This is a genomic window from Anaerolactibacter massiliensis (assembly GCF_900290205.1).
GTDB classification, from domain to species: domain Bacteria; phylum Bacillota_I; class Bacilli_A; order Erysipelotrichales; family Erysipelotrichaceae; genus Bulleidia; species Bulleidia intestinalis.
The window spans coordinates 563795-583725 of the sequence record NZ_OLMH01000001.1 but is presented as its reverse complement, the minus strand read 5'-3'; the positions used below and the strand labels follow the sequence as shown (position 1 = coordinate 583725).

The window sequence follows — 19931 nt, the reverse complement described above, 5'->3', positions numbered from 1 at the left end:
TGCTAAACCAGACTCACTGCAGTCCGTACTGCTCCTTCAGCTTGGCACAATCATCACTTGCCAAGAACGCAGCCAGTGCCTTGTTGACTGCATCCATCAGCTCCGTATTGCCTTCCTTGGCAATGATATGCGTGGACTCATCCAGCAGGACATCATCCAGCATCTTGAAGTTTCCGGTTGCCGCATAGTTCTTGGCAACTGCGATATCGAGAATCACTGCATCATATCCGCCGGACTTCAGCGTCTCGACCGCGATACCCATATCTTCCACCGCAGTGGTATGATCCGGAGAAAGTTCTTCAGCAACCGTCTCACCAGTCGATCCGAGCTGGCATCCGAGGTTCGCACCCTTGAGTTCATCAGTGCTGGTAATCGGGCTGTCTGCTGTAACCAGTGCTACCTGAGCAGAATCATAATAAGGATCCGAGAAGAGCACCTTCCGGTCCTCTGCATACGTGAATCCGGAAATACCGAGATCTACCTGATCTGTCTGGATTGCGGAGATGATCGTATCAAAGCTCATCTGTTTCCATTCATGCGTATAGTTGTAGCCATTCTCATTCAGCCAGGTGAACAGCCATTCGCCCATATCGTAGTCGAATCCGGTCAGCTCACCGCTGGTAGTCAGATCATCAAACGGCGGATAATCCGGAGACATTGCAATGATGATGTTCTGCGCTTCTGCGGAAGCAGCAGGGGCTTCGGAAGCCTCAGCAGCTGCGGCAGTCGCAGCAGCAGATTCTGCAGCTGCAGTGGATGCAGCAGCGGATGATGACGAGGATGAACCGCATCCAGCCAGGCTCATCGCAAGCAGTGCAGATAATGCAGCAGATACCATTTTCTTCATATTCATTTCCCTCTTCTTCTCTTTCTGATTCACTGATTCAAAGCAATTCATTCGTCGGTCACTCTGCATTCCATCACCGCCTTTTCTTTCTGAAAAACAAAAAGCCGTCTCAATTCCAGAGACGACATGCACCGCGGTACCACTCTGATTGCCGGCTTCTTCAGCCAGCCACCTCTTTCCTGTAACGCCGGACCGCGTTTCTTCCTACTCCCGTTCAGAAGAACTTCTCCCAGATGCGCTTCTCTGCTGCGGTTGCCGCCGGACTTCCACTCTGTCCCGGCTCGCTGATGGCCCTAAGCAGATACTCTTCTGTTCTCAGAACTTTGAACTTAGATTAGTCGAGCAGGGATCGTTTGTCAATCATTTTCTTTTCTGTTTCTGAAAAAGTATTCATTTTATCGGACTCTTTTGCACTACATTTTCATTAAATTTCTTAAAAAACTCTGTCCCCATGGGGCAGAGTCCTGCAGATCAGCCGATCAGTTCAGCCATGGTCTTTCCGGCAAGTCTTCCGCACGTGAAGCTGTCCCCGAGACCTGAACCATCTACCCGGAAGGTCCCATGGAACCCGCCGGCAACTTCGCCAGCTGCATAAAGTCCAGGAATCACATTTCCATCCGTATCCAGCACCTGCGTCTTCTCATTGATCTGGATGCCGCCCATGCAATAATGTGCGCCAGCCCCGAACTGATAGCCATAGAGGGTGCCTTCAATCTGATTCTCAGGGATGATGTCGATCATCAGGCAGAAGCGGCTTATGCATGCATGTCTGACGGGACGATTCTGATCACCGCCAATCTCTTTCTGCAATCCATAAGCAGTCTTCTTTCCATACCGCTCTCAGAAGGATGGGACCGTACCTACGGGATCATATATAAGACTCCTGTCTCAGATGCAGTTCAGAAATACATTGATCTTGCTCAGGAACTTTACCGCAGATAAAAGGCTCGCATTTCCTGCGAGCCCTCTTTATGCGACCTGCTGCCGTTGACACCGGATCTTTGTGCCCATCCGTCAATCGTGACAGTCCGGAGATCAAACCATTTTTCAATCCATTGTGGAACTTACTGCGTGTTGAATTGTAATTCTCAATCGGTACAGCATCGATACATTTCCATTCATACCCAGAAGTACTTGTCCGGATATCGAATCCGTCCTCTTTTCCTTCTGTTTTTACACCATCTTCCGGCTGTCTTCTGTTTCAGATTCCTGGATCACCTGTTCTCCGGCAGATCAGCAGATCTGAAGCAATTGTTAACGCAGGCTCACCTTTTCAGATGGCGCTGCCTCCATGAATTCCTGGTCTTCTCATATTCATGACCTCCCGGGAACGATCTGTCAGGATTCTCATTCCTGCCGGTTCCCTTTGCACTTTCTATATAATCCCTTTCCGGCACATTTGGAAGCCCTTACATTCACTATCTTTTCTGCTATAATTAAAAAGTCGGGAAAATACAGTCCGCCAGATCAATCTCTGATCTGCTGCGGTTTTTTTATTTTCCGGCAGTACAGGAAGAAGAAAAAACCGGCATTTCCGAAAACAAAAGAGGAATTTCGAGTTCCTCTTCCATTTTCTATTCGTCTTCCTCGTCATCAATCTTGCCCAGTTCACGAGCGTGTCTGCGGCGGTCGATGATCGTCAGATACTTCTTGCGCACACGGATATCGGTCGGCGTGATTTCAACGAGCTCATCATCATTGATGAATTCAATTGCTTCTTCCAGAGTCAGGATCTTCGGCGGAACAAGCTTCATGGCTTCATCATTTCCGGTCGAACGGACAGCCGTCATCTTCTTGTTCTTGATCGGGTTGACCGTCATATCCTTGTTCTTGCTGGAAACACCGATGATCATTCCCTCATAGACCGGAGTCTGCGCACCGATGAACAACTGGCCGCGCTCCTGGATGTTCCAGAGTGCATAGGTCATGGCACTTCCGGTTTCCGTGGAAATCAGCGCACCATTCTCACGCTGCGGGATATCTCCCTTCCATGGCTCATAGCCCGCAAGTCTGCGGACCATCGTTCCTTCGCCATGTGTGGTATTGATGAACGCAGTGCGGTAGCCGATCAGGCCTCTGGTCGGGACCAGGTAAGTCACACGGGTATAAGAGCCATTGTCTTCCATGTTCTGCAGCATGCCTTTTCTCTTGTTCAGCACACTGATGACCGTTCCGGAATATTCATTCGGCACATCGCAGACAACTTCTTCAACCGGTTCGCAAGTCTGTCCGTTAATCTTCTTCAGAATGACTTCCGGTCTGGAAACAGCAACTTCATAGCCTTCACGGCGCATCTGCTCCAGAAGAACCGTCAGATGAAGTTCGCCGCGTCCGGATACCTTGAAGGTATCAGTGGATCCGGTTTCTTCTACCTTGAGACCGACATTGACTTCCAGTTCCTTTTCCAGACGTTCGCGGATATTGCGGGAAGTCACATACTTGCCGGACTGTCCGGCAAACGGAGAATCGTTGACCATGAAGTTCATGGACAGCGTCGGCTCTTCGATCTTGATCATCGGCAGCGGATCCGGAGCTCCATCCGGGCAGAGCGTATCGCCGATCGAGATATCAGGAATCCCCGAAATCATGCAGATCTCACCGCACTGAATCTCATTGACCGGGATTCTGGAAAGTCCTTTGTAGACAAAGATCTGATTGGTCTTTCCTTTGCCGGTCTTTCCTTCAGCGTTGCAGACTTCATACTGGGTAGCAGCTTTGAGCGTGCCGGAGTAAATCCGTCCGATGCCAAGTCTGCCGATATAGTCATCATACGCAAGTGCACATACCTGCATCTGAACCGGTTCCTTCGTCAGATCCGGATAAGCCTGGGTATGATGCAGAATCGTCTCAAACAGCGGCGTGATGTCATTGTTCGTATCCGTGTCCCAGTTGTAGCGCACGATTCCTTCTCTTGCGACACCATAAAGAATCGGGAAGTCGAGCTGATCATCTGTCGCATTGAGCTCCAGGAACAGATCATAGACTTCATCAATGACTTCATTTGCGCGTGCATCAGGCTTGTCCATCTTATTGATGAGCAGAATCGGACGCAGGCCGATTTCAAGAGACTTCTGGAGAACGAAACGGGTCTGAGGCATCGGTCCTTCCGCAGAGTCTACCAGCAGGATCACCGTATCGACCGTCTTGATGATGCGTTCCACTTCCGAGGAGAAATCCGCATGCCCCGGAGTGTCGACGATATTGATCTTGTAATCCTTGTACTGGACAGAGCAGTTCTTGGAATAGATGGTGATTCCTCTCTCCCGTTCGAGGTCATTGCTGTCCATGATGCAGTCCACAACCTTCTCGTTATCCTTGAAGACATGGCTCTGCTTCAGGAATGCATTTACAAGCGTAGATTTTCCGGCATCGACATGTGCGATCACCGCAATGTTGATAATCTTCTGATAATCCATATTCATTCTTCCTCGAAACGTTCCCTATTATATGATGCGAGCTTTTTTTCTGCAATAAGCAACCTCTCAGCTATGCGGTTTGCCAGGATGTTCGCGCTTCAGCATGAATATCACCCCGATCATCAATGCCAGAACAGCCAGGATACCAGGCAGTTCCGGAATGATCCGTTCTTCCGCAAAGGTATACAGCACCCCTCCGGCAGTTCTCGTCCTGCTCTCTGCAGAAACCAGATTCACTGTTCCTGCCAGCGTATCATAGGCATAGATCTCAAGCGTCCCGACCGTTTCTCCTTCTGCAACCGGAGCAGTGACGGAATCCGGAAGGATTACCTTGTAATGAACATTCTCCTCTTCCGGAAGATCCAGGGTCAGGGAATCTGAAACCAGAACCCGGATATCGCCTTCCGTGCTTTCCCGGACCTTCAGAGGTCCGAAGTCCTGCCCGGCAGAGACTGCTTCTTTCCGTTCATAATGTTCTGAGAACCAGTGATAGAGAGCCGCCGCATCCGAAATCGAAGCCGGATAGTGCTCAATATGGTAGCCATGGGCGTTGACCATCGTCAGAGGAATGCCGCCGATCTTTGCACAGCTGGCAAGCGTATACTGTCCCTCAATCGTATATCCGGACTTTCCGCCGATGAATCCCGGGATGTCGAACTCATAGCTGAACGGAGGATCTTCCTGGTTGATGTACAGCAGCACATAGTTCTGCATCAAGAGACCACGGCGGTAATGTGCAAGCGGTTCTGTTCTCCAGATCTCAGTGGTGATCACGGTCCGGAAGAGTTCATTCTGCATGCAGTAATTCAGCAGCACTGCCATATCGCGGCAGGTGCTGTAATGATCATCCTCATGCAGACCGGTTGTATTCACAAAATGCGTATCTTGCATGCCCAGTTCTGCCGCCTTCGCATTCATCTGTTCCACGAAGGCTTCTTCACTTCCTGCCAGATAGAACGCAAGCGCTCTCGAACAATCAGCCCCGGATGGAAGCAGATCTCCATAGATATAGTCCAGGGCGGTCGGCGCATCTCCCGGGACGAATCCAGCCCTGTTTGCATTGGCTTCTACCAGACCTGCAAGCATTTCTTCCGTAAACGGAATCACGGTATTCTCAGGATCAGGAATCTGCTCAATCGCAAGGATGGCGGTCATCATCTTGGTCATCGAAGCAGGGAAAATCTGTTCTTCGCTGCGATGGTCCAGAATCACCTGCCCTGTTTCAGAATCCTCGAGAAAGTAATAGTCACAGAAAAGATCCGGAAAATCTTCCGGAGCAGCATAAGTTTCTTCCGGCTCGCAGACGGCGGTTTCCTGCCTGCAGGCAGCCATGGAAAGCACCAGCATCCCTGCCGCCAGGATTTTCCATATCATTTTCATCATAAAAAATTATAGCAATCCTTTGACCTTTTCGTCGACGGTGTATATAATATCTAGGCATGCACCAGTGGTGGAATGGCAGACACGTACGCTTGAGGGGCGTATGGGGAGACCCGTGCAGGTTCAAGTCCTGTCTGGTGCACCATTCATTAGCAATAGGAAGCCGCTCAGAAATCACAGAAGCTGATTGGGCGGTTTTTCTTGCGCTTCTCTGCAGCGGACCGGTCGATTCCGGTTTCATCTGATCCAGGCAGAATGGTATCTTCCATTAACTGCGCCATGCAGGAAGACCATTCCGATCAGAAGAATGCCTGCAGTATGATGTTAAAAGACACAGAGACAGGAAGGAGCTCCAATGGAATTAAGACTTGCAAAACCGGAAGATCTTGGGACAGTCATGAAGATCTATGCCAGTGCCAGAGAATTCATGAAAGAAACCGGGAATCCCCGCCAGTGGGGACTTTCGAACTGGCCTAGCGAAGAACGGATCCGTATGGATATCGCAGCCTCAAAAAGCTATGTATGCATCGAAGGCAGTCAGATTGCTGCAGTCTTTTACTATGACTTCGGAAAAGACATAGATCCGACCTATCGGAACATTGAAGGAGCCTGGCTGTCAGATTCGCCATATGGCGTCGTGCATCGGATCGCTTCCGCAAGGATTATTCCAGGTGCCGGATCCTGGTGTATTCAGCAGATGTTCAGAAAATCCGGCCATCTCAGAATGGATACGCATCCGGACAATCTCATCATGCAGAAGACTTTGCTGAAGCTCGGATTTCAGAGAACAGGTCTCATTCACGTAGAAGAAGACGATGATCCTCGGATCGCCTTCGAAAAGATCTAAAATACAGGTATGGCAAAAACACAGGAAACTCTGGATCTGGAAGAAGCACTGGATCAGAGAAGCAGACAAAGACGGGAATACGGCTGCAGAGAGGTCACGATCGGTTTTGCCCATAATTCCCATGGGGACGAGATCGTCGATTACATGTCCATGGACAGTCACAGTATCTTCCGATGCTATGAGCTGAAGGTCAGTGTCTCCGATCTGAAATCGGACGCAAGAAAAAGCTGGTACGGAGATTACAACTATCTGGTCTGCGGGATGGACCTCTGGAATCAGCAGCCTGTATTTGATAATTATATTCCTCCGTATGCAGGGATCCTTGCCGGCCCGGATCTCATCGTAAAACGCAAGGCTCAGAAGCGCGCCATCTCTGATCAGCAGCGTGAGATGCTGAAAGACAGCCTGATCCGCAGCGTGTTCTGGAAGATGGACCAGTACCGCAGCGCTGACAACCTGAATGCCATGCGGGAACTGGAGCATTCTCTCGAAGCACTGCAGCAGGAATATGAAGCGTTCCGTCAGAAAACAGACCGCATGCGATGGACGTATCAGGATTATGAATCCTTCGCAAGGCGCAATCATCAGGATCCTTCCTTCACGATTGAACGGCAGGCAAAGGCCGAAAGGAATCAGTATGCCGCAAGAAAAGAAGGCAGATTCACCTGGACTGAAACCCCGGATGGAACGACAGTATGTCCTTCCTGCGGCAAGCTTGCCCCTAGCATCGATGGGAAGCCGTTTCTGACTGAGTTCTGCCCATTCTGCGGGGCAGATCTTCGCAAGCTGAGCCAGTGAGGCGATAGGCATGACAATTTCCAAAACCCGCTTATAATGAGGATGCGAAAAAGAAAGAAGGTAGTTATGACAAAAGTAGATGTAATTTCCGGATTCCTCGGAGCCGGAAAGACAACTCTGATCTCAAAGCTGATCAAAGATGTTTTCCATGGCCAGAAGGTAGTCCTTGTAGAAAATGAATTCGGCGAAATCGGCATTGACGGAGGATTCCTGAAGGAGTCCGGCATTGAGATCCGCGAAATAAACAGCGGCTGCATCTGCTGCACCCTGAAAGGTGATTTTGAGAAGTCTCTGCAGCAGGTCATCGATACCTATCATCCGGACCGGATCATCATTGAGCCTTCCGGGGTCGGAAAGCTTTCCGATATCCTGCGGGCAGTGAAAACAGTCAGCGGGGTTGAACTGGACAGCTACAGCACTGTGGTCGACGCAGCTCGCTGCAAAGTGTATCACCGGAATTTCAAGGAATTCTTTGACGATCAGATCGCAACTGCATCCTGCGTCATTCTTTCCAAAACCCAGAATGTGGACGAGGCAAAGCTTGAGGCGGATACAGAAATCATCCGTGAGCTGAACCCAGATGCGAGAGTCATCACCACCCCATGGGATGAGCTTTCCGGACAGGCAATCTTCGATGCGATGACCGGTGCATCCAGCGGCTTCCCGGAAGATCTCGGAGAAGATGACGATGATGACGAAGATGAAGAACATGAACATCATCATGAACATGATGAACACGATGAGCATGAGCATCATCATGAACATGATGATCACGATGAGCATGAACATCATCATGAACATGAAACCGATCCGAATGAAGGACTCTCTGAAGGAAACCGGATCCATCTGGGAGAGGATGAGCACGAGCATCACCACCATCACCATCATCACGGAGAACATGATGCGGATGAAGTCTTTGATTCCATCGGAATCGAAACCATCAATCATTACTCTGAAGAAGAAATCCGCACTGCGCTCAGCAAGCTAGGCGACAACATTGTCCGCGCAAAGGGAATTGTTCCGGATCATGAGAATGGATGGATCTTCTTCGACTTCGTCCCAGGCGATATCGATGTCCGCAGAGGAAGCCCCGCATATACGGGCCTGATCACCGTCATCGGAGAGCACGTTGATCTTGGCCAGATCAAAGAAATCTTCCAGGTGAAGTAATCCGATGCCGACTCCTGTGTATCTTTTTACCGGTTTCCTAGACAGCGGAAAAACAACGCTGATCAGACAGACCATGGACGACCCTCAGTTCATGGAAGGCGTCCAGCGTTCTCTGATCCTATGCTTTGAACAGGGAGAAACCGAATATGACGAGCAATTTCTCGATTCTCACAACGCATTCGTAGAGTATTTTGATTCTCCGGACCAGCTCACGAAAGAGCGGATGAGAGAGCTCGACACAATCTACCACCCTTCATTCGTCTTCATCGAATACAACGGCAGCGTCCCGATCAGCGATACTCTGCTCAGTGAGATGCCGGATTTCTGGCCGCTGGTGCAGATCCTGACGACCGTCGATGCAGGGACCTTTGAATCCTATATCAGCAACATGCGTTCCATGATGTTCGAGCAGCTTCGATACAGCGACACGGTGATCGTCAACCGCTGCACGCCCGATACCAACGGCCGCATGCTGAGAGGCAACATCAAGGCAATCAATCGCAGAGCACAGATCTATTACGAAGGAAACTTCGGAGAACCTGTGGAGCTGAAAAGCGGCACTCTTCCATTTGACCTCAATGCAGCAGTCATCGACATCAAAGATGATGACTATGGTCTCTGGTATATGGACTGCACGGAAGACCCAGAAAAGTATGATGGGAAGACCGTCGTCCTGCGCGGAATGTATGCAGAAAACATCCCCGGATATCACCAGTCATTCATCCTCGGCAGAAGAGCAATGGTATGCTGCAATGCAGATACCAGCCTCTGCGGCGTTACGGTTACCGGTGTGAAGATAGAAGAAATGAACCTTGGCGACTGGGTTGAGGTAGAAGGAACCTTCAAGCTCGTCGACATGGAAAACGGCGGCAAGACTGTCGTTCTTTACGCAAAACGAATTCAGCACTGCAAAGAGCCTGAGGATCCGTACGTCTATTTCAGCTGATCCCAAAGCATAAGCACTGCTTGCCCCCGCAGCAGAAGTTACCGCTGCAGAATAGCTGACAATAGGATCTGGAATTTCCGATCAGAGAGAGAAAAAAAGCTGAACCACTTCATCGCTCGAATGAACATTCAGCTTTTTTCGTACCATTGCTTGCTTTCAAAGCCAGTGCTAACCCCAGTGCAGACCTTCTTTCTCATCCCTGCAGTTTCCCATGATGAGATTGATCATCAGACCATGCAGTCAGCCGCACAAGCCGAGAATATGTCAATCTTCAATCGGGATCGAAGGATGGCAGCGAGACACCATGCCAGCATGAACAATCTTCACGCCAAGATATTTACGCATCAGATCCTGCAATTCTTCCAGAGCGTTCTGAAGATCGGCAGCACGTTCCGGTTCCACGTTTTCCATCAGGATGATCTCATTGTGCGTATCATCTGTCACTTCGGTCCGGCGGCCATCCCGCCAGTTGAAGCAGCGGCATACTGCTCCAGCTTCGTCGTAGTAAGCAATTTCTCCGGGAAGCGGAGGATCCTGTTCTTCCGATCCGATCGGAATGAAATCTTCCCCTCCCTTCATCGCGCCAAGATGAAGATCTCCTCTGATCTGATCAAGATTCTCCACGCCGATCGGAAATGCATATTTCAGAGAAATCGCATTGGTGATGTCAACGGCAGGTGCAATCATCCCGACCGGCTTTCCGTGAAGGATGCGTTTCAGGAGATTCTCGATGGAGCATCTCGCTCCCTTTTTGCCAGGGAACTTCTGATATGCAGCACGCCATACCGCCGGCACATGATTCTCACTGATCACATCGCTGGTCAGGAACTTCCGCGCTGCCTGATTTGCCTGTTCAAGGAGAATCCGGATTTCTTCCCTCTGAGCTTCTGAAAGTTCTCTGAATGTCTCAGCATTTTTCACAGAGAGCACAGCAATTTCCACATCCGGGAACAGCTCCCAGAAGCTCTCATCCGCTATGAATTGTTTCATCTTGATTTCCTTTCTTTTTTGGTTTCAGCCGTTCTGAAGCTTCTGATCCATCCGTTTTCTGAAGGGTTATGGAATTGCGGAACGCAGAAGGAGTCATCTGCTTCAGCTTGTAGAAGTTCAGATTGAATGTCTTGATATTGTTATAGCCCACCCGGATTGCGATATCAAAGATCGGAATATCTGTTTCCGTCAGGAGCTTGCATGCCTCATTGATCCGGATGAACGTCAGCAGGCAATCAAAATTCCGCTCTGAATAGAACAGCAGTGCTCGGTTCATCTGCGGAATTGACACCCCGACTTTGCTTGCCACCTCATCCGCCGTAAGATGTTCCTGATCAAAATTCTGATATAAATAATCTGTAATGCGGAAAGCCACGTCCTTATCGGTCTTATTGCAGTTCGTTTTCACTTTGCTATAGATCTTGCGATAGCGGATCGGGGTGACCCCTACTCTTGCCACAAAGTGCTTCGTCAGATGAGACGCATCAACAAAGCCGAGCAGATCAGCAATTTCATTCAGGGTCAAGCTGGTGTAGATCAGGTAATCAGATGCTTTTTCTATGCGGATGCTGCTGAGCAGCTTTGAGAAAGAAGTCCCTGTAAGTTCCTGAAGCTGTTTCGCAACGGATGATTCCGACATGAACAAAGCTTTTGCCGTCTGCTCCAGCGTCAGTTTTTCGGAGGAATGCGCATAGATATAACTCATGATCGGTTCCTGGGTAATCCGATTCACCTCATGACTTTCACCACGCAGCGACATGATATACCGACGATACATAATCATCAGTTCCAGAATCTTGTTAGTGGTAAACAGAAAAGTAAGCGGCTTATTCGGAGGTGTCATTCTGACCGATTCTACGCCAAGCTCTTCCTTCAGCTGATCCATAATTCCGTCAATTGCTTCTGCCTGCACGGAATCAAGGTAGATTACCGGCTCAGCAGTGATGAAGCGCAGCAGTTCTACGCTGTCTTCCTCAAAACCCACCGTAGTCTTGAGCACCGTATTGATATACTGATAGTCATAGACCACTTTAATGAGCTGGAGCGTTTCCTCAACTTCCGTCACATCCGAGATCTTCCATGGTGTGATCGATACAAGCATATTCGGCCGGATCTCATAGGTTTCTCCATCAATCACGATCGTTCCTCTGCCGCGCTTGAAATACAGAAATCTTGCCGCCTGATGCATCAGTGCTTTCGTCGGTCTTTCAATGGCTTCATAGTCGAAGGAACAGACAGAAGTAGGGTCTGCTTCCGAAGTCAGATTATCCTGCAGTGTTACCTGCCTACATGTTTTATTCATGATCCTAGTCCTGAATCCTGCAAACTCATTATAACCGAAATAGGAAGAGGACCGGAGATTTTTCCGGTCCCTTCAGTCAGCTTACTCGTATCATTCAGCCCAGGATTACCATTGCACCAGTAAGAACCACAGCACTGAAGATTGCAATGATCATCAGGAGCTTTCCAGCCCACTTCACCCATGTTTCATAAGGGATTCTCGCAAGTGCAAGACCGCCCATGATGAATCCGCAGGTCGGTGTGAACAGGTTGACCAGTCCATTTGCCGCTACCGTGATCATGATTGAAGTTTCAACCGACCAGTTCATTCCTGCCACAATCGGGGATACGATCGGGGAAGAAAGAGCTGCAAGGCCGGAAGAAGACGGAACCAGGAAACTGAGACCCACATGGAGCAGATAGTCCAGGAAAGCGAATAGACCGCTGGACATGCCGCTGTTGGTAAGCCCGGTAACAGAGATCTGAACAATCCAAGCACCAAGCCCGGTTTCTGCCATGAGAACTGAAGTTGCACGAGCCAGCGCAATGACAACGTTTACGCTGATCATATCTCCGAAGCCGCTCATGATGACATTGACCATGTGCTTCTTGTCCTTCATTCCAACCAGACCGATGATGATTCCCATCAGAAGGAACCAGGTCGCCGCGTCGTCAAACCACCAGTCACCGAACTGATTCCCGGTGAGGAATGAAGACCATCCGAAGAAGCTGTATGCACCGCCTTCTCCGAAAGAACCCCAAGGAATAAAACCGAGGATCATTACGATGAAGGCAAGAGCGAATAATCTCAGGCAGACCTTCTGCTTGGAGGAAAGCACCGGATTATCTTCGATCTCAGTTGCGCCGCCATAAGCAGCCTTGCAGGTTGCAAGCTGATCTGCAGTCAAGATCGATCCTTTGGTCTTCATGACCTTCTTTGCATACCGCAGAACAAACCAGACCGACAGGCCATAAGTTCCAAGGCAGAGAATCAGGCCTTCCGCATATACGATTCCCATGTTGACAGGAACTCCGGCAGCAGCTACTGCCGCACCTGTCGCAAATGGGTTGATCGTGGAGCCGAGAACTCCGGATCCCGCGCCGAGCAGAACCGTGGCTGCTCCGACAATCGGGTCCATGCCAGCTGCAGTCATGGTTGCAGCAAGAAGAATATAGAATCCAACCGTTTCTTCGCCCATGCCATAGGTTGTTCCGCCGATGCAGAACAAAGCCATCAGAATTGGAATCAGGCGAAGTTCATTTCCATGCATCTTCCGAACCAGAACATGGATTCCGGTTTCCAATGCACCTGTCGAATTGACCAGGCCGAGGAAGGCTCCAAGGCAGAACACGAAGCCGATGACATCACTCGCATCATGGAATCCGGCAATCGGTGCCATGAGAATCTGAGAGAACGAGGCTGCTGCGACGGTTCCTTCATTTCCATCTGCATCTATATATGGCTTTCCAGCTGCGAGCCAGGTCATTGCTGAAACCAGAAGCAGAACGATTAAGAGTATTGTAAATGTGTTCAGTGATCTCTTTTCTTTTTTCTGACTCATAATTATGTTTTCCCCTTTAATCCGAACAGTTATTTCGTTATGACTGTTCCCGTTTTTCCTTCGAGAGCTTCCGCCGCCCGCGCAAGTGAGGTGATCAGAGCAGTTCCTCCGGTCTGATTCTGTTTCACAAACTCAATGCACGACTCAACTTTCGGAAGCATGGATCCTGGAGCAAATTCCTTTTCCCTGATCAGTTCTTCTGCTTCAGATACTGTCATTGCAGAAAGTTCCTTCTGGTCCGGCTGGTTGAAGTGGACGCATACACGATCCACAGCCGTGAGGATGATCAGCTTATCCGCATGAATGTCACATGCAAGCAGGGCACTCGAACGATCCTTGTCAATGACTGCAGCGACTCCTTTCAGACCTTCCGGTGTCTCAATCACCGGAATTCCGCCGCCGCCGACCGTGATCACGATATCCCCCGCATTCACAAGCTGCTCTACAACATCAAGCTCCACGATCCGTTTCGGAATCGGAGAAGGAACTACCCTCCGGTATCCCCTTCCCGAATCTTCTACGAATACAAATCCTTTTTCAGCAGCAATTGCTTCTGCTTCTTCTTTGCTGTAAAAGCTGCCAACCGGTTTTGTCGGGTGTGCAAATCCAGGATCTTTCTCATCTACTACGACCTGGGTAATGATCGTTGCACACTGTTTCCGGATCCCGCGGCGCTTCAGCTCTTCCTGGATTGCCTGCTGCAGGTGATAACCAATATATCCCTGCGACATTGCACCGCATTCCGGAAATGGCATATATGGAGTTTTCCCGCCATGATTTGCTGAAAATTCCATTGCCAGATTGATCATTCCGACCTGCGGTCCATTGCCATGTCCGACAATCACTTCATAGCCAGCTGCCGCCAGGTCTGCAATGGTTCTGGCAGTATGCTTCACGAGTTCAAGCTGCTCTTCCGGAGTCTTGCCAAGCGCATTTCCTCCCAGAGCAACTACAATCCGCTCCGCCATGGCTTATTTCAGAGTTGCATACATGACCGCTTTGATGGTATGCATGCGGTTCTCTGCCTCCTGGAACTGACGAGCCTGATGACCGAGGAATACATCATCCGTAACTTCCATCGCTTCCAGTCCGTATTTCTGGTAGATATCTTCTCCGATCGTCGTATTGCGGTCATGGAAAGAAGGCAGGCAATGCTCGAAGATTGCCGTTGGCTTAGCCTCTGCCATCAGTTCTTTATTGACCTGATAAGGACGGAGCAGATTGATTCTGTCTGCCCAGAGCTCCTCCGGTTCACCCATGGAAAGCCAGATATCGGTATAGAGGACATCTGCGCCTGCTGCACCGGCTTTCGGATCATCCGTGAATTCCAGCTTTGCTCCGGTCTCTGCAGCGATCTTCTCGCAGCGTTCAATCAGTTTCTGATCCGGCATCAGAGCCTTCGGACCGCAGGCACAGAAATGCATGCCGAGCTTTGCGCTGACCACCATCAGAGAATTCGCCACGTTATTGCGGGCATCACCGAAGAATGTCAGCTTGCGGCCGCGCATATCTCCGAATTCTTCCCGTGCCGTCATGACATCTGCCAGCATCTGAGTCGGATGGAAGTCATCTGTCAGACCATTCCATACCGGGACACCAGAATACTTTGCAAGGTCTTCAACGACTGACTGCTTGTAACCGCGGTATTCGATACCATCAAACATCTTCCCGAGCACCTTTGCAGTATCTTCCAGCGATTCCTTCTTCCCCATCTGAGAAGATTTGGAATCCAGGAATGTAACGCCCATGCCAAGGTCCCGCGCGCCCACTTCGAATGCACAGCGAGTGCGAGTTGATGTCTTCTCGAACAGCAGCACAACCTGCTTTCCTTTCAGGAAACTATGATCAACGCCATTTGCTTTCAGCTTCTTGAATTCTGAAGCCAGATCGAGGAGATAATTGATTTCCTCCGGAGTAAAATCCAGGAGTGTCAGAAAGCTTCTTCCTCTGATATTCACACCCATATTATATTTTTCCTTTCATTTTCTTTTTCTTCAGTCTGCGCGGATCAGCGGCATGGACATGCATCTTGGGCCGCCTCTTCCTCTGGAAAGCTCAGCCGAGCTCATCTCAATCACGGTGATTCCATGAGCGCGGAGAATATCGTTCGTCACTTCATTCCGCTGATAGACAACGATCTTTCCAGGTGCGATTGCAAGTGTATTGGAGCCATCATTCCACTGCTCCCGTGCTGCTGCAATCAGATCGTCACCGCCGCACTTGATCAGTTCAACATGGTCTGTCTCCGTATACTTTTCAAGGATGCTTTCCAGGGTTCCATCTACACGGCGGATTCTGAGATTCGCGGGATCTTCTCCCGGAGTGATTTCATATACGGTGAGCGGTCCGAGAATCGCAGGATGAACCGTATATTTGTTCGTGTCAATCTGTGTGAATACAGTATCCAGATGCATGAATGCGCGGGATACCGGAATGTCAAAAGCAAGCACAGTCCTGATCTTTGCATTCGGATCGGAGAACAGATTGCGCGATACAGTCTCAATGGCATCCGGAGAAGTACGCTGCGAAATACCGATTGCGAGAACCGATTCGGTCAGATTCAGAACGTCGCCTCCTTCGATATTGCGAGGCATCGTCCGATCATAATATCTGGTAACCAGACCCTCGAAATCCGGATGATAGCGGAAGATATAGTCTGCATAAATCGTTTCGCGATTTCTGGTCGGGAAGCGCATCCGATGCAGGAAGACGCCGTTTCCTACCGACGCAAACGGATCTCTCGTAAAGTAGAGATTCGGCATCGGATCAATGATCAGACTGTCAGGCGGTGTGATCATATCCTGCAGAGAGTAGGAAGAATAATCGGTTCCCAGTTCCTTGAGCGAGATTCCTTCCATGGTCTTGAGAACAAGGTCCTTGCCATGGAAATTGGAAATCATATAATCGTAAAGTTTCTTCTGCCACTTTCTGGTCCGGATATTGCCTTCCTCCAGCCATTGGTAGAGAAATGGCTCTACCAGCTCCGGATGGAGTTTCAGCACTTCCGTCATGAGATCTTCGAGATAGACAACTTCAGCTCCATTTTCCCTTAAGATCTGTGCGAACTCATCATGCTCTGCCTGAGCAACTCTGAGATACGGAATATCATCAAACAGCAATTCCTGCAGACGATCCGGTGTCAGCATCAGGAGCTCATTTCCAGGCCGGTGAAGAAGCACTTTCTTCAGCGGCTTGATTTCGCTCCGGACATTAATTCCCTTCATAAAAACCTCCTGAATGTTATGCAATTGTATGAGGGGATACAGTCCCGCGCGCCAGGCGCTGCATCCGGTTTCATTACACTGTTACTGTAGCTTTTCCAGGAAGATCACTCCGGTAAGAAACCAGATAGGAAATTGTACATTTCGGGATTAATCATCCGGTTTCCCATCATTTGTTTTCTGAAAGAAAAAACTTGTTACGCAAAGAAAAAACCACATGACATAAGGAAATTCACGACATGCATAAAAAGAGCCATGCATGAAGGAGATGGCTCTTCTTAGAAATATTGTACGTTCTGCGGAAACCTTACATCTTATCCGGGGCACTGACACCAATCAGATCCAATGCATTCTTCAAGGTGATGGAAGCCGCTTTCACCAGCCCGAGACGCTCATTGGTCAGCTCCGGATCATCAGGATTGTTGACCTTGCAGCTGTTGTAATAGCTGTGATAGATCTTGACGAGATTCAGAATATACTCCGTGATCTTATTCGGCTTGCGGATCGCAGCAGCATTTGCAACCTCAGATGGGAACTCATTGATCAGCTTCATGATCTGAAGTTCCTTCGGATCGGTCAGACGCCCGTAATCATCCGTCGGAGTATATGCAGGAATGTCAGGGTTATGCAGAATCGAATGCATGCGGCTGTATGCATACTGCGCATAATATACCGGATTGTTATTGTCTTTCGTTCTTGCAAGCTTCATATCAAAGTCCATATGCGTCGCAACATCCTTCGAGACAAAGAACCATCTTGCCGCATCCGTTCCGACATCCTCGCAGAGCTCACGCAGGGTGATCGCATTGCCGGTACGCTTGGACATTTTAACTTCTTTTCCGTCTTCTACCATGCGGACCATCTGAATCAGATCCACCTCAAGTGTTCCTTTCGGATAGCCCAGAGCAGTGAGGGCACACTGCATGCGGGTTACATAGCTATGATGATCTGCACCCCATAGATCTACCAGTTTCGGATATCCGCGCTCCACTTTATAAACATGGTTTGCAATATCCGGAGTCAGATACGACAGGGTTCCGTCGCTCTTGCGGAGTACCCGGTCCTTATCGTCTCCATACTCCGTGCTTCTGAACCAGAGGGCACCATCTTTTTCATAGGTCAGCCCCATATCATTCATCCGCTGGAGCACCTTCCGGATCCGTTCGCTGTCATTCTCATAGAAGAACGTCTCATGCATCCAGGAATCGAAATGAACCCCATACAGATCCAGGTCCTTCTGGATCTTTGCCAGTTCTCTGCGGACGCCTTCTTTCTTGAAATATTCCAGTCTTTCCTTCGGGTCAGCCTCGAGCCATTTCTCGCCATCATGTTCCGCGATATCGTTTGCAATATCGATAATATCCTGAGCATGATATCCTTCTTCCGGAAGCGGATAGCTCTTCCCGAAATGTTCATAATATCTGGAAATGAGTGATTCCCCAAGCATGACAATCTGGTTGCCGGCATCGTTGATATAGAACTCTCTCAGAGTATCATACCCGCTAGCTTCAAGCAGTCTGCAGATGCTATCTCCCCATGCCGCATTTCTCGCATGGCCGCAATGCAGATCGCCGGTCGGATTTGCAGAAACCCACTCTACGAGAATTTTCTTTCCCTTGCCGGTTTCATTATGACCATAATGATCTCCTGCCTCGATGACTTTATTGATGCAGTCAGAAAGCGAAGATTCTGCAATCCGGAAGTTGATGAAGCCAGGCTTCACCGCTTCAATGCTCCGAGCTTCCGGCAGCCTTTTTTTCAGTTCTTCCACGAGCGGTTCAGCAATCTGCATCGGGCTCTTATGCAGAGTCTTGGCAAGACGCATTGCAACACTTGTGGAGTAGTCTCCCATCTTCGGATCCTTGGGAGTTTCCACCATCAGCTGTCTGTCATCCGGGTCAATCCCAAACACAGTTCTGACGGCAGCTCTGGAAGCGTCCAGAATCTTAGCAGAAAAATCACTCATTATTATTCTCCCTTCACTGACAGATTATGCCAGTCTCTGCTATTCTCGAAAAAAGCCCTAAGCGGGCTTCTGAGAATGCAATGGTGCGCCGAACAGGAGTCGAACCCGCAACCTTTTGATTCGTAGTCAAATGCTCTATCCAGTTGAGCTATCGGCGCTTCAGATCACGGCTTTTACGGGTACCCGTAAGATCCGCTATTCTTTTATACAATACTTCTTATCCTTTTTCAACAAGACGGGTTTTTCCTGATGGAAATATACAATTTCAGAACAGAAATTTTTCCATTTCAGAGCTTACTTCGACTGAATGAAGTCCTGGAACGAAACCGTCATGAAGTCAACCACCATCTGTTTTGACTCCTTCACTCCGAACGATGGATCCTTCCGGAACACAAAGTTCTTCACATGAAACGCCAGACATTCCCCGAAATATCTGGCAACCACATCATTATCATATTTCTCCATGACTCCCGGTTTACGCTGCCGGTTCAGATAGTTCCGGAATACCAGTGTCAGATTCGCACGGACCATGTCCTCAAAACTGTTCTGACCAGTCACATTGTAGGCAACCCGATAGAACGAACGATTCTGATCTACATTCGTCAGAACGATTTCCAGATATTTCTGGTCATCAAATGAATCTTTATGATTCTGCTCTGCACTTTCTACCAGATCATGGTAGACAATGGCGTTCAGGCAGTCATATTTATCTTCAAAGTAATTATAAAAAGTAGCCCGGATGACTCCGGTCTGATCGCAGATCTGCTTGATGGTTATTTTCTCAAATACATTCCGCAGCATGAGATCCCGAAGATTCTCATACAGGAATGTCCGCATCATTCCCTTGCGGTTCTCCATCGCAGGTTCCTCCCACCGTCACCTTAGAACATAAACGCTCATCAGATAAATACTAAGTATGATCATCAAGGCACCTCCGCTCATGCCCAGCGTCCTGCTGTACCGGCTTCCAAGAGAGTACCCGACATAAAGTGCCACAAGTATTGTAACAAAAGTCACTAAAAACGCATAACATAAGCCTGCAGAAAGTGAAATATCGAGAAATGAAAAGCTCGTAGCCAGAAACAGGGTATCGATACTGGTGCCTGCTGCCAGGCGGAAGCACTCACGATAGCCGAAGTCCGGATCGCACTTCTCTTCGATATCCTTCAGCCGGTAGGAGCGAGTAGTAAGAATAATACCGATTGCAAACACAATCAAGCACGCAACTGCCATCTCTACGCGATCATTCATCATGCGCATGAAAATGCTGGAAAGGCCATACCCGCAGAGCACGGCAACTGCATTCATCAGAGAAAAAATGAGAGAAAAAAGCAGAGATTTCCGGAACGTGAGATTGCGCAGCGTTGCAGCTTTATTCATCATCACCACAAAAGAATCCAGTGACAAGCCGATGAAAAGCAGGACTGCCTGATATCCTCGCATAAAGAAAAATCTCCCTTCAATCCCGCTCATTTTACCGTGTAGCCAAAGTAAAGCGACTATACAA

General features: G+C 49.1%; 17 protein-coding genes, 2 tRNA genes and 1 other annotated feature. Of the genes, 5 read left to right on the top strand and 14 right to left on the bottom strand.

The window, feature by feature from the left end; genetic code table 11:
- Window positions 1-13: 13 nt before the first annotated feature.
- From C7E00_RS02980 to C7E00_RS02965, 4 genes are all read right to left on the bottom strand, one after another.
- Window positions 14-847, bottom strand: a complete 834-nt coding sequence (locus C7E00_RS02980; RefSeq protein ID WP_105302973.1) for a transporter substrate-binding domain-containing protein — start codon at window positions 845-847, stop codon at window positions 14-16.
- Between the two features lie 114 nt (window positions 848-961).
- Window positions 962-1173, bottom strand: a binding site (T-box leader).
- 145 nt (window positions 1174-1318) lie between these two features.
- Window positions 1319-1657: an FAD-binding protein gene (locus tag C7E00_RS02975; RefSeq protein WP_239928521.1), complete on the bottom strand. Its 339-nt coding sequence runs from the start codon at window positions 1655-1657 to the stop codon at window positions 1319-1321.
- A 764-nt stretch (window positions 1658-2421) separates the two neighbouring features.
- Window positions 2422-4263, bottom strand: a complete 1842-nt coding sequence (gene typA / locus C7E00_RS02970) for a translational GTPase TypA (RefSeq protein WP_408022621.1) — start codon at window positions 4261-4263, stop codon at window positions 2422-2424.
- 66 nt (window positions 4264-4329) lie between these two features.
- The gene (locus C7E00_RS02965) at window positions 4330-5637 is read right to left on the bottom strand and encodes a D-alanyl-D-alanine carboxypeptidase family protein (RefSeq protein ID WP_167836438.1); all 1308 of its coding nucleotides are present in this window, start codon (window positions 5635-5637) and stop codon (window positions 4330-4332) included.
- A gap of 67 nt (window positions 5638-5704) precedes the next feature.
- Between C7E00_RS02965 and C7E00_RS02960 the strand changes: the two genes are divergently transcribed.
- From C7E00_RS02960 to C7E00_RS02940, 5 genes are all read left to right on the top strand, one after another.
- A tRNA-Leu gene (locus C7E00_RS02960) sits at window positions 5705-5788 on the top strand.
- Window positions 5789-5998: 210 nt separating this feature from the next.
- Window positions 5999-6490: an N-acetyltransferase gene (locus C7E00_RS02955; protein WP_204378545.1), complete on the top strand. Its 492-nt coding sequence runs from the start codon at window positions 5999-6001 to the stop codon at window positions 6488-6490.
- 9 nt (window positions 6491-6499) lie between these two features.
- Window positions 6500-7288: a hypothetical protein gene (locus C7E00_RS02950; RefSeq protein WP_105302853.1), complete on the top strand. Its 789-nt coding sequence runs from the start codon at window positions 6500-6502 to the stop codon at window positions 7286-7288.
- A 66-nt stretch (window positions 7289-7354) separates the two neighbouring features.
- Window positions 7355-8458 (top strand): CobW family GTP-binding protein, encoded by a 1104-nt coding sequence (locus C7E00_RS02945; protein WP_105302852.1) that lies wholly within the window; start codon window positions 7355-7357, stop codon window positions 8456-8458.
- A gap of 4 nt (window positions 8459-8462) precedes the next feature.
- A complete protein-coding gene (locus C7E00_RS02940) occupies window positions 8463-9404 on the top strand; it encodes a TIGR03943 family putative permease subunit (RefSeq protein WP_105302851.1) in 942 nt (313 codons plus the stop codon).
- A 264-nt stretch (window positions 9405-9668) separates the two neighbouring features.
- Here C7E00_RS02940 and C7E00_RS02935 read toward each other — a convergent pair whose 3' ends face one another.
- From C7E00_RS02935 to C7E00_RS02890, 10 genes are all read right to left on the bottom strand, one after another.
- Entirely contained in the window at window positions 9669-10394 is a 726-nt protein-coding gene (locus C7E00_RS02935; RefSeq protein WP_105302850.1) for a B3/B4 domain-containing protein, read from the bottom strand.
- Window positions 10372-11697 (bottom strand): AraC family transcriptional regulator, encoded by a 1326-nt coding sequence (locus C7E00_RS02930; RefSeq protein WP_105302849.1) that lies wholly within the window; start codon window positions 11695-11697, stop codon window positions 10372-10374. Before C7E00_RS02930 ends, C7E00_RS02935 begins: the two co-directional genes overlap by 23 nt.
- 94 nt (window positions 11698-11791) lie before the next feature.
- The gene (locus C7E00_RS02925; protein WP_105302848.1) at window positions 11792-13237 is read right to left on the bottom strand and encodes a YfcC family protein; all 1446 of its coding nucleotides are present in this window, start codon (window positions 13235-13237) and stop codon (window positions 11792-11794) included.
- 29 nt (window positions 13238-13266) lie between these two features.
- Entirely contained in the window at window positions 13267-14205 is a 939-nt protein-coding gene (gene arcC / locus C7E00_RS02920; protein WP_105302847.1) for a carbamate kinase, read from the bottom strand.
- Between the two features lie 3 nt (window positions 14206-14208).
- Window positions 14209-15201, bottom strand: coding sequence for an ornithine carbamoyltransferase (argF, locus tag C7E00_RS02915; protein WP_105302846.1), 993 nt, complete (start codon window positions 15199-15201; stop codon window positions 14209-14211).
- Window positions 15202-15231: 30 nt separating this feature from the next.
- The gene (locus C7E00_RS02910; protein ID WP_105302845.1) at window positions 15232-16461 is read right to left on the bottom strand and encodes an arginine deiminase; all 1230 of its coding nucleotides are present in this window, start codon (window positions 16459-16461) and stop codon (window positions 15232-15234) included.
- 304 nt (window positions 16462-16765) lie between these two features.
- On the bottom strand, window positions 16766-18424 hold the full coding sequence (gene argS, locus C7E00_RS02905; RefSeq protein ID WP_105302844.1) for an arginine--tRNA ligase: 1659 nt from the start codon (window positions 18422-18424) through the stop codon (window positions 16766-16768).
- Between the two features lie 81 nt (window positions 18425-18505).
- Window positions 18506-18582, bottom strand: a tRNA-Arg gene (locus C7E00_RS02900).
- A 136-nt stretch (window positions 18583-18718) separates the two neighbouring features.
- Entirely contained in the window at window positions 18719-19282 is a 564-nt protein-coding gene (locus C7E00_RS02895; protein ID WP_105302843.1) for a TetR family transcriptional regulator, read from the bottom strand.
- A gap of 18 nt (window positions 19283-19300) precedes the next feature.
- A complete protein-coding gene (locus C7E00_RS02890; protein WP_167836437.1) occupies window positions 19301-19867 on the bottom strand; it encodes a manganese efflux pump MntP in 567 nt (188 codons plus the stop codon).
- Window positions 19868-19931: the final 64 nt, after the last annotated feature.